Annotated in this window: 8 protein-coding genes and 1 riboswitch; of the genes, 3 read left to right on the top strand and 5 right to left on the bottom strand. The window is 65.6% G+C overall.

The window, feature by feature from the left end; translation table 11 throughout:
- The 5 genes from fba to tkt all read right to left on the bottom strand — a co-directional run.
- The coding region (gene fba, locus EA346_RS10115; RefSeq protein WP_296758210.1) for a class II fructose-bisphosphate aldolase at window positions 1–892 on the bottom strand (892 nt) is incomplete at its 3' end.
- A gap of 60 nt (window positions 893–952) precedes the next feature.
- Window positions 953–2,392 carry a pyruvate kinase gene (pyk, locus tag EA346_RS10120; protein WP_296758212.1) on the bottom strand — a complete coding sequence of 480 codons (1,440 nt, stop codon included), beginning with the start codon at window positions 2,390–2,392 and terminating at the stop codon, window positions 953–955.
- Window positions 2,393–2,429: 37 nt separating this feature from the next.
- Window positions 2,430–3,608: a phosphoglycerate kinase gene (locus tag EA346_RS10125; protein ID WP_296758214.1), complete on the bottom strand. Its 1,179-nt coding sequence runs from the start codon at window positions 3,606–3,608 to the stop codon at window positions 2,430–2,432.
- Window positions 3,609–3,760: 152 nt separating this feature from the next.
- Complete coding sequence (gene gap, locus EA346_RS10130; RefSeq protein WP_296758217.1) at window positions 3,761–4,759, bottom strand: type I glyceraldehyde-3-phosphate dehydrogenase; 999 nt, start codon at window positions 4,757–4,759, stop codon at window positions 3,761–3,763.
- A 64-nt stretch (window positions 4,760–4,823) separates the two neighbouring features.
- Window positions 4,824–6,821 (bottom strand): transketolase, encoded by a 1,998-nt coding sequence (gene tkt, locus EA346_RS10135; protein ID WP_296758220.1) that lies wholly within the window; start codon window positions 6,819–6,821, stop codon window positions 4,824–4,826.
- A gap of 314 nt (window positions 6,822–7,135) precedes the next feature.
- Between tkt and metK the strand changes: the two genes are divergently transcribed.
- The 3 genes from metK (at window position 7,136) to metF (ending at window position 11,203) form a co-directional block, all read left to right on the top strand.
- Entirely contained in the window at window positions 7,136–8,308 is a 1,173-nt protein-coding gene (metK, locus tag EA346_RS10140; RefSeq protein ID WP_296758222.1) for a methionine adenosyltransferase, read from the top strand.
- A gap of 23 nt (window positions 8,309–8,331) precedes the next feature.
- Window positions 8,332–8,410, top strand: a riboswitch (S-adenosyl-L-homocysteine riboswitch).
- Window positions 8,411–8,428: 18 nt separating this feature from the next.
- Window positions 8,429–9,847: an adenosylhomocysteinase gene (ahcY, locus tag EA346_RS10145; RefSeq protein ID WP_296758225.1), complete on the top strand. Its 1,419-nt coding sequence runs from the start codon at window positions 8,429–8,431 to the stop codon at window positions 9,845–9,847.
- A 492-nt stretch (window positions 9,848–10,339) separates the two neighbouring features.
- Window positions 10,340–11,203, top strand: coding sequence for a methylenetetrahydrofolate reductase [NAD(P)H] (gene metF, locus EA346_RS10150; protein WP_296758228.1), 864 nt, complete (start codon window positions 10,340–10,342; stop codon window positions 11,201–11,203).
- Window positions 11,204–11,211: the final 8 nt, after the last annotated feature.

The raw sequence follows: 11,211 nt of genomic DNA on the forward strand, positions 1-11,211 counted from the left end.
CCTTCGGGTTCTCCGCGAGGAACTTGCGGATCGCGCCGGTGGAGGCCATGCGCAGATCGGTGTCGATGTTGACCTTGCGCACGCCGTGCTTGATGCCTTCCTGGATTTCCTCGACCGGTACGCCGTAGGTCTCGCCCATGTCACCGCCGTACTTGTTGATGATTGCCAGCCACTCCTGCGGCACCGACGAGGAGCCGTGCATGACCAGGTGGGTGTTCGGGATGCGCGCGTGGATCTCCTTGATCCGCTCGATGGCCAGAATGTCCCCGGTCGGCGGACGGGTGAACTTGTACGCCCCGTGCGAGGTGCCGATCGCGATCGCCAGCGCATCGACGCCGGTCTGCTTGACGAAGTCGGCGGCTTCGTTCGGGTCGGTGAGCAGCTGGTCGTGCGACAACACGCCCTCGGCGCCGGAGCCGTCCTCTTCACCCGCCATGCCGGTCTCGAGCGAACCCAGGCAACCCAACTCGCCTTCCACCGAAACACCGACCGCGTGCGCGAGTTCGGACACCTTGCGGGTGGTCTCGACGTTGTACTCGTAGGTGGCCGGGGTCTTCATATCGGGCATCAGGGAGCCGTCCATCATCACCGAGGTGAACCCGGACTGGATGGAGCGGAAGCAGACCGCCGGCTCGGCGCCGTGGTCCTGGTGCAGCACGACCGGGATATCGGGGTACTGCTCGACCGCGGCGATGATGATGTGGCGCAGAAAGGGCTCACCGGCGTATTTCCGTGCGCCAGCCGAGGCCTGGATGATCACGGGGGAATCGACCGCGGCCGCTGCCTCCATGATCGAGTGGACCTGCTCCATGTTGTTGGCGTTGTAGGCCGGCATGCCGTAGCCGTGCTCGGCAGCGTGGTCCAGCAACTGGCGAAGTGAAATCAGTGCCATGGGTGTTCCTCCTTACAGGATTCGGGTGGGGATGGATCAGTGCTCTTCGCACGAATGGTATCAGTTCAGCGGGACGGTCTCGCCCACGCGCACGATCTTCATGGCGTTGGTGCCGCCCTGCACGCCGTTGAGGTCGCCCTTGGTGATGATGACGAGTTCGCCTTCCTTCACGACGCCCTTGTCCAGGAGCAGGCGAATGGCCTCCCGGTTGGTCTCTGCATGGGTATCGGGCACGGTCGGGAGGCGCACGGGATAGACCCCCCGGTACAGGGTCAGACGGCGGCTGGTCTTGTGGTGCTGGGTCAGCGCAAAAATCGGAATTCCCGAACTGATGCGCGACATCCACAGCGGCGTGGAACCGGACTCGGTCAGCGCTGCGATCGCAGCGACGTCGAGATGGTTCGCCGTGTACATCGCGGCCATCGCAATGGCCTCGTCGACGCGACCGAAATAGCTGTCCATGCGATGGGTCGACTGCCTGGCCGCACGCTGGCGTTCGGCCGCCTCGCAGATCCGGCTCATGCTGTCGACCACCTTGTCCGGGTAACGGCCGGTGGCCGTCTCGCCCGAGAGCATCACCGCATCGGTACCATCGAGTACCGCGTTGGCCACGTCGAAGACCTCGGCCCGCGTCGGGATCTGGTTCTGGATCATCGACTCCATCATCTGGGTCGCGGTGATCACCACGCGGTTCAGCTTGCGCGCGCGGGTGATCAGGTTTTTCTGTACCGCCGGCAACTCGGCGTCACCGATCTCCACCCCGAGATCGCCGCGCGCGATCATGATCACGTCGGAGGCGGAGATGATCTCGTCGATCAGCTCCAGCGCCTCGGCGCGCTCGATCTTGGCGCAGATCGCGGCATCGCCGCCGGCCTCGCGCAGCAGGGTCCGGGCGAGATGGATGTCCTGTGCCGAGCGTGGAAAGGAGACGGCCAGGAAGTCGACCTCGAGTTCGGCCGCCAGGCGGATGTCGTCGCGGTCCTTTTCGGTGATCGCGGGCGCGGACAGACCGCCGCCCTGCCGGTTGATTCCCTTGTTGTCGGACAGCGTGCCGCCCACCACCACCGTCGTCTCGATGCGCAGCCCCTCGACCGAATCCACCTTCAGGACGAGACGTCCGTCGTCAAGCAACAGCACGTCGCCCGCCTGCACGTCGCCGGGCAGGTCGGTGTAGGTCAATCCGACCTGGGTCTGGTCGCCCGCATCCGGCGCCAGGCCCGCGTCGAGCGCGAACGTGTCGCCCTCGTTCAATTCGACCTTCACGTCACGAAAGCGGGCAATGCGGATCTTGGGACCCTGCAGGTCGCCAAGCACGCCGACGCAGCGGCCGACACGATCCGCGATCTCGCGCAGACGCCGCACCCGCTGCCGGTGGCTGTCGGGATCCCCGTGGGAAAAATTGACGCGGATCACGTCGACACCCGCGCGGACCAGCTTCTCCAGCGCCTTGTCGCTGTCGGTCGCCGGTCCCAGCGTGGCTACGATCTTGGTGCGTCTCATGCGCGGCAGATTTCCATGGCTGGTCGCCGGGCGGGGCTCAGCCCTTGGCCCGCTCTTCGAGCATCGCGACCGCCGGCAGCGTCTTGCCCTCGAGGAACTCGAGGAAGGCGCCGCCACCGGTGGAGATGTAGCTGATGCGCTCGGACAGCCCGTACTTGTCGATCGCCGCGAGGGTATCGCCGCCGCCGGCAATGGAAAAGGCGTCGCTTTCGGCGATGGCCTCACCGAGCGCCTTCGTGCCGTGCGCGAACTGGTCGAACTCGAACACGCCGACCGGGCCGTTCCAGACGATGGTGCCGGCCTTGCGCAGCAGCTCGGCATAGGACGATGCGGTGTCCGGACCGACGTCGAAGATCATGTCGCCCTCGGTTACATCGGCCACCTGCTTGACCTCGGCCGGGGTCGACTCCGCGAATTCCCGGCCGACGGTCACGTCGGTGGGCACCGGGATCTCACCGCCCTTGGCCTTGGCCGCGGCCATCAGCCGCTTCGCCTCGTCGAGCAGATCGTGCTCGCACAGCGACTTGCCGACCGGGTGCCCCTGGGCGGCGATGAAGGTGTTGGCGATGCCGCCGCCGACGATCAATTGATCGACGACCGTCGACAGCGATTCCAGCACCGTCAGCTTGGTCGACACCTTCGAGCCGCCGACGATCGCAACCAGCGGCCGTCTCGGGTTGTCCAGGGCCTTGCCCAGCGCATCCAGCTCCGCCGCCAGCAGCGGACCCGCGCAAGCGGTCGGGGCGAACTTGCCGGCACCGTGCGTGGACGCCTGGGCGCGGTGGGCGGTGCCGAAGGCGTCCATCACGAAGACGTCGCACAGCGCGGCGTACTTCTTCGCCAGGTCCTCGGCGTCCTTCTTCTCGCCCTTGTTGAAGCGCACGTTCTCCAGCAGCACGACCTCGCCGTCGGCCAGATCGACGCCGTCCAGGTAGTCGCGCACGAGGCGCACCTCGCGGCCCAACAGGGAGCCCATGTGGGCCGCCACCGGGGCCAGCGAATCGGCCTCGGAAAATTCGCCTTCGGTGGGGCGTCCGAGGTGCGACATCAGCATCACGCGGGCGCCCTTTTCCAGTGCCTGCTGCACCGTAGGCAGGCTGGCGCGGATACGGGCGTCGGAGGTGACTTTGCCTTCCTTCACGGGAACGTTCAGATCCTGGCGGATCAATACGCGCTTACCCTTCAGGTCGAGATCGGTCATCTTGATGACGGACATCACAGCACTCCTATGCAGGACTCGGAACAGAATGAAAGAGGTTGGGCAAGGACGGGGTCGCGCTTGCCGAACCGCTCTCCCGGATGACGGGCCCGTCGTGTGGCTGCGGAGACCGGAGTCATCCGCAGCCACACGGCGGGGAGCCGCAGCGACTACTTGCCGACGTGCTGCACCACGCGCAGCATGTTGCAGGTGTAGCCGTACTCGTTGTCATACCAGGCGACGACCTTGACGAAGGTGTCGTCGAGCTGGATGCCGGCGCCGGCATCGAAGATCGACGGCGCACTCACGCCGCGGAAGTCGGTGGAAACGACCTTGTCCTCGGTGTACGCGAGCACACCCTTCAGCTCGCCCTCGGACGCCGCCTTCATGGCCTTGCAGATGTCGTCGTAGCTGGCGCCCTTGTCGAGTTCCACGGTCAGGTCGACCACGGAAACATCGGAGGTCGGCACGCGGAAGGCCATGCCGGTCAGCTTGCCGTTCAGTTCCGGAAGGACCTTGCCCACGGCCTTGGCGGCACCGGTGGACGACGGGATGATGTTCTCGAGAATGCCACGGCCGCCGCGCCAGTCCTTCTGCGACGGCCCGTCGACGGTCTTCTGGGTCGCGGTGGCGGCATGCACGGTGCTCATCAGGCCACGCTTGATGCCGTAGTTGTCGTGCAGCACCTTGGCCACCGGGGCCAGCGCGTTGGTGGTGCAGGAAGCGGCGGAGAGGATCGCCTGACCGGCGTAGTCCTTGTGGTTCACGCCGTAGACGAACATCGGCGTCGCGTCCTTGGAGGGCGCACTCTGCACCACCTTCTTCGCACCCGCGTCGATGTGCTTCTGGCAGGTTTCCTCGGTCAGGAAGAAACCGGTCGACTCGATCACCACCTCGGCACCGACCTCGTCCCACTTCAGGTCGGACGGGTCGCGCTCCGCGGTCAGGCGGATCGTCTTGCCGTTGACGACCATATTGCTGCCTTCGACGGCGATATCGCCGTCGAAACGGCCATGCACGGAGTCATAGCGCAGCATGTACGCCAGGTACTCGGGGTCCAGCAGGTCGTTGATCGCGACCACTTCAAGCTCGGGAAACTCCTTCGCGATGGCACGGAACGCCATGCGGCCAATGCGGCCGAATCCATTGATACCGACTTTGATCGTCATGATTCACTCTCCAACTTGCTTGGTTTGCAAAGAAATCTGCCATCCGCCCGTGGCGGACGCGGGGTCAGGCCAGCACCGATTTCGCGACGCTGACGATGTTCTCGGCGGTGAAGCCGAAGTAGTTCATCAGGGCGTCTCCCGGAGCCGACTCGCCAAAGCGGTCCAGACCCACGACGGCGCCATCCAGACCGACGTACCTGTACCAGCCCACCGTCGCGCCGGCCTCCACCGCAACCCGGGCACGCACGGAGGCGGGCAGCACCGCCTCGCGGTACTCCGGGTCCTGCTGCTCGAAGAGCTCGACGCAGGGCATCGACACCAGGCGCACCTTGTGGCCGCTGCCGGCCAGCGTGTCCGCGGCCTGCAGCGAGACGCCGACCTCGGAACCCGTCGCGATCAGGATCAGGTCGGGGCTGCCGTCACAGTCGCGCAGCACGTAGCCGCCGCGGGCGATGTTCGCCACCTGCTCGGCGTCGCGCGTCTGCGGAGCCAGCCCCTGCCGCGACAGGATGAATGCCGAGGGGCCGTCGCTGCGTTCGATCCCCGCCTTCCACCCGACTGCGGTCTCGACGCCGTCGCAGGGGCGCCAGACGTTCAGGTTCGGGATCAGGCGCAGGCTCGAGGTCTGCTCGATCGGCTGGTGGGTCGGGCCGTCTTCGCCGAGGCCGATGGAGTCGTGGGTCAGCACGTAGAGCACGCGCTGCCCCATCAGGGCCGACATCCGGATGCCGTTGCGGGCGTAGTCGGAGAAGATCAGGAAGGTGCCGCCATAGGGAATGAAACCGCCATGGAGCGCGATCCCGTTCATGATCGCGGCCATCCCGAACTCGCGCACGCCGTAGAACACGTAGTTGCCGGAAGCATCGTCGTGGCTGATGCCCCTGGAGCCGGGGTGCATGGTCAGGTTGGAGCCGGCCAGGTCGGCGGAGCCGCCAAGCAGTTCGGGCAGCGCCGGGGCGTAGCCGCCGATCGCGTTCTGCGAGGCCTTGCGGCTGGCGACCTTCTCGGCCTTCTCGATGGTCTGCTGCACGAAGGCGTTGGCCTTCTCCGCCCAGTCCGAGGGCAGGTCCCCGCTCATGCGGCGCTCGTATTCCGCCGCCAGATCGGGATGCGCCTTCCGGTAAGCCGCGAAGCGCTCGTTCCACTCCGCCTCGGCCTTCGCGCCACGGTCCTTCGCGTCCCAGGCCGCGTAGATGTCGGCCGGGATCTCGAAGGCCGCGTGGCTCCAACCCAGTTCCTTGCGCGCCAGCGCGATCTCGTCGTTGCCCAGCGGCGCGCCGTGGCACTCTTCCTTGCCCTGCTTGTTCGGGGAACCGAAGCCGATGATGGTCTTGCAGCAGATCAGCGTGGGCTTGCCGGTCTCGGCACGGGCCTGCTCGATGGCCGCCTTGACCGCGTCGGCGCTGTGGCCGTCCACCCCGCGCACCACCTGCCAGCCGTAGGCCTCGAAGCGCTTGGGGGTGTCGTCGGTGAACCAGCCCTCGACCTCGCCGTCGATGGAGATGCCGTTGTCGTCGTAGAAGGCAATCAGCTTGCCCAGGCCCAGGGTTCCCGCGAGTGCACTGGCCTCGTGCGAGATGCCCTCCATCAGGCAGCCATCGCCGAGGAAGGCATAGGTATTGTGGTCGACCACGTGGTGGCCGTCGCGGTTGAAGTTCGCGGCGAGGATTTTCTCGGCCAGCGCCATCCCGACCGCGTTGGTCAGGCCCTGGCCCAGCGGACCGGTGGTGGTCTCGACGCCGGGCGTGTACCCGTATTCCGGGTGCCCCGGTGTCTTCGAGTGCAGTTGGCGGAACTGCTTGAGTTCGTCGATCGGCAGTTCATAGCCGGTCAGGTGCAGCAGCGAGTAGACCAGCATCGAGCCGTGGCCGTTGGACATCACGAAGCGATCGCGATCGAGCCAGCCCGGATTGGCCGGATTGTGCCTCATGTAATCGTTCCAGAGGACCTCGGCGATATCCGCCATGCCCATCGGCGCGCCGGGATGACCGGAATTGGCTTTCTGGACCGCGTCCATCGACAGGGCACGTATGGCGTTGGCAAGCTCTCTGCGGGAAGGCATGCGGATCTCCTAAACTGAAGTAGCGGTGAACGGATCGGGACTGGATGCCCGACGGTGCGCTGGCGCCGGCCGCTTGTTTTCTTTTTTCTAGCGACGCGAGGAAGCGGGTCGGTCGGCGATGATCGGCCGAATACAGCCCCATTTAAAGGCGGTGTATTCTGGCGACTTTCGGGGTTCGGAGCAAGTCCGGGATCCAGGACGCCGCCGCGTGCCTGCCCATGCCACCGCGCCACGGTTTAGAAATATGCGACAACCGGCGTTAAACTCTATCGGTTTTCTTTCATCCCCCACGCCCCGGTCCGAGGATCATTCGCATGGCCAAGAGTTATCTGTTCACGTCCGAATCGGTTTCCGAGGGTCATCCCGACAAGATGGCCGACCAGATCTCGGACGCCGTGGTCGATGCGATCCTGGCCAAGGATCCGCATGCGCGCATCGCCTGCGAAACGCTCACCAAGACCGGCATGGTCCTGCTGGCCGGCGAGATCACGACCAGCGCGGTCATCGATTACGAGAAGGTGGTGCGCGAAACGGTCTGCGGCATCGGGTACGACAATGCCGCGGTCGGTTTCGACGGGCATTCGTGTGCGGTACTGAATGCCCTCGGACAGCAGTCGCCCGACATCGCAATGGGCGTCGACCGCGACCTCTCGGACCGCACCAACCAGGGCGCCGGAGACCAGGGGCTGATGTTCGGGTACGCCGCACGCGAAACGGACAGCCTGATGCCGGCGCCCATCTACTACGCGCATCGACTGGTGCGCCGTCAGGCCGAGCTGCGCAAGAATGGCATTCTGCCCTGGCTGCGGCCCGACGCGAAGAGTCAGGTCACGCTGCGGTACGAGGACGGGGTCCCGTCAGGGATCGATGCCGTGGTACTATCCACGCAGCACGACCCCGAGATCGCACAGAAGGATCTTCGCGAAGCGGTGATGGAAGAGATCCTCCGGCCGGTTCTTCCGGCGGCGTGGTTCACACGCTGCGGCGGGGATCAGATCCACATCAATCCCACCGGCCAGTTCGTGATTGGCGGCCCGGTCGGGGACTGCGGCCTGACCGGCCGCAAGATCATCGTCGACACCTACGGCGGCATGGCCCGCCATGGCGGTGGCGCCTTCTCCGGCAAGGATCCGTCGAAGGTCGACCGCTCAGCCGCCTATGCGGGCCGCTATGTCGCCAAGAACCTGGTCGCGGCCGGTCTCGCCGACAAGTGCGAGATCCAGGTCTCCTACGCGATCGGGGTCGCCCAGCCGACATCGATCAGCGTCGAGACCTTCGGGACCGGGAGGATCGACGAAGCCCGGATCGTCGCACTGATCCGGGAGCACTTCGATCTGCGGCCCTGGGGACTGATCCAGGCGCTGGATCTGCTGCGGCCCCTGTACCAGCCGACGGCCGCATACGGGCACTTCGGGCGTGAAGACGTCGATCTGCCCTGGGAACATACCGATCGTGCGGAGGAACTCCGCGCGGCAGCCGGGCTCTGATAGCGTTCGGCGAAGAGATTACCCGGGCTGAGGAGCGCTGCAGCGGCATTCCCGTCAGGCTCAGCCGGGTCCCTTTCATTCATGCAACGGCGCTCATCCAGACTCACGGAGCCTTACACCATGAATGCTGTGATGAACCCCAACAAGCACCAGGATTACCTCGTCAAGGACATCGATCTTGCCGGCTTCGGCCGCAAGGAGATCGCGATCGCCGAGACCGAGATGCCCGGACTGATGCAGACCCGCGAGGAATTCGCCAAGGCTCAGCCGCTGAAGGGCGCGCGGATCGCCGGATCCCTGCACATGACCATCCAGACCGCGGTCCTGATCGAGACGCTGGAGGCGCTGGGCGCCGAGGTCCGCTGGGCCTCCTGCAACATCTACTCGACCCAGGATCACGCGGCCGCCGCGATTGCCGCCAATGGCACGCCGGTGTTCGCCGTGAAGGGCGAGACCCTCGAAGAGTACTGGGACTACGCCCACCGGATCTTCGAGTGGCACGACGGCGGCACGCCGAACATGATCCTCGATGATGGCGGCGACGCCACGCTGCTGGTGATCCTGGGCTCGAAGGCGGAGCAGGATCCGTCGGTGCTGGATAACCCCGGCAACGACGAGGAACGCGCACTGTTCGCGTCCATCCGGAAGCGTCTGAAGGAATCCCCGAACTGGTACTCGGAGATCAAGAAGAACATCCAGGGAGTGACCGAGGAAACCACCACCGGCGTCCATCGTCTCTACCAGATGCAGAAGGAAGGCACCCTCCCCTTCCCGGCGATCAACGTGAACGACTCGGTCACCAAGTCCAAGTTCGACAACCTCTACGGCTGCCGCGAGTCGCTGGTTGACGCGATCAAGCGTGCGACCGACGTGATGGTCGCCGGCAAGATCGCCGTGGTCTGTGGTTATGGTGATGTCGGCAAGGGCAGTGCCCAGTCGCTGCGTGGCCTCGGCGCCATCGTGTGGATCACCGAGATCGATCCGATCTGCGCACTGCAGGCGGCGATGGAAGGCTACCGCGTGGTCACCATGGAAGACGTCGCGGACCAGGCCGACATCTTCGTCACCGCCACCGGCAACATGAACGTGATCAACCACGATCACATGGCGGCCATGAAGAACCAGGCCATCGTCTGCAACATCGGGCATTTCGACTCGGAAATCGATGTCGCCAGCCTGCGCCAGTACCAGTGGGAAAACATCAAGCCGCAGGTCGATCACGTGATCTTCCCCGACGGCAAGCGCATCATCATGCTCGCCGAGGGCCGGCTGGTGAACCTGGGCTGCGGCACCGGGCACCCGAGCTTCGTGATGTCCAATTCCTTCACGAACCAGACGATGGCCCAGATCGAGCTGTTCGCCCACGGCGACCGCTACGAGAACAAGGTCTACGTGCTGCCGAAACACCTGGACGAGAAGGTCGCCGCGCTGCACCTGCAGAAGCTCGGCGCCAACCTGACGCAATTGACGCCGGAGCAGGCGGCGTATCTCGGCCTGCCGGTCGAGGGTCCGTTCAAGCCGGAGCAATACCGCTACTGAGCGGACGCCCGACGTCTCCGTCGCGGCAGCGGGAAATGGAATTCGCGCGTGGTGGCCTCCGCTGCACCACGTGCCGCTGCTTCCCCGGGGCGGCCTGTTTCGGTCGCGGACCGCATCCGTCACCCGGGATCCGCCACGAACACGCACAATCGGCCCCCTCTGATCGGGGGCTGGGTGCAGGCCGGCGGGATCCCGATACGTCGGGACGATCCGCCAGCCCCGTGGACACCGACCCTGTGCCTGGTTTCGACCGGAATGACGGTGCGTGCAAGCGAAGGGCAGGCCGTCATCCGCCTCCCGGCGCGAGCCAGCGCCCGACGGCGGGACATTGCAGGCCTCCGAACGGCGGAAGACGCTGCGCTCTACCGCCCTGCCGGCTCGCGCCGGGAGGGCCCTTTCGTGTGTCGGGATGGATCGCCCCGTACCGTCGGCACCTGCGATGACGGAATCGGACGGCACCTGTCTCTCTTTCGAATCCTTTGAGGACACAGCATGAACCAACCCACGAATACCGATCCGGTGTTCAGTTTCGAATTTTTCCCGCCCAAGAACGAGGAGGGCGCCGGGCGCCTGCGCAAGGCCCGCGCTCGCCTCGCAGCCCTGGGGCCCGAGTATTTCTCCGTGACCTTCGGGGCCGGCGGTTCCACCCGCGACCGCACGCTGGAAACGGTGCTGGAGATCCAGCGCGAGGGCAGCGTCGATGCCGCTCCTCATATCTCATGCATCTCATCCTCGCGCTCCGAGCTGCTGGACCTGTTGCGGGCCTACCGCGATCACGGGGTACGCCGACTGGTCGCGTTGCGCGGCGATCTGCCCTCGGGCGCTGGCGGCGGGCTCGGCGAGTTCCGCTACGCGGTGGAGCTGGTGCGGTTCATCCGGGAAGAGTTCGGCGATCATTTCCGGATCGAGGTCGCGGCCTACCCTGAATTCCACCCGCAGGCCGCGAATGCCGAGAAGGACCTGGAGCACTTCTGCCAGAAGGTGGCTGCCGGGGCCGACTCCGCAATCACGCAGTATTTCTACAACCCCGACGCCTATGCCTTCTTCCTCGAACGCGTGAGCGCGATGGGCGTGGACATCCCGATCATTCCGGGGATCATGCCCATCACCAACTACACACAGCTGGCGCGCTTTTCGGACGCCTGCGGCGCCGAGATCCCGCGGTTCATCCGCAAGCGCCTCGAGGCCTATGGCGACGACACGGCGTCGATCCGGGCCTTCGGGACGGAAGTGGTCACCCGGCTCTGCCAGCAACTGCTGGACGACGGCGCGCCCGGCCTGCACTTCTACTCGATGAACCAGGCGGTGCCGTCCGAAGCCGTCTGGAAAAACCTGAACCTGGCCCCCGGGCGCTGACCCATGCG

The organism is Thioalkalivibrio sp. (genome assembly GCF_007692535.1).
Lineage (GTDB): Bacteria > Pseudomonadota > Gammaproteobacteria > Ectothiorhodospirales > Ectothiorhodospiraceae > Thioalkalivibrio.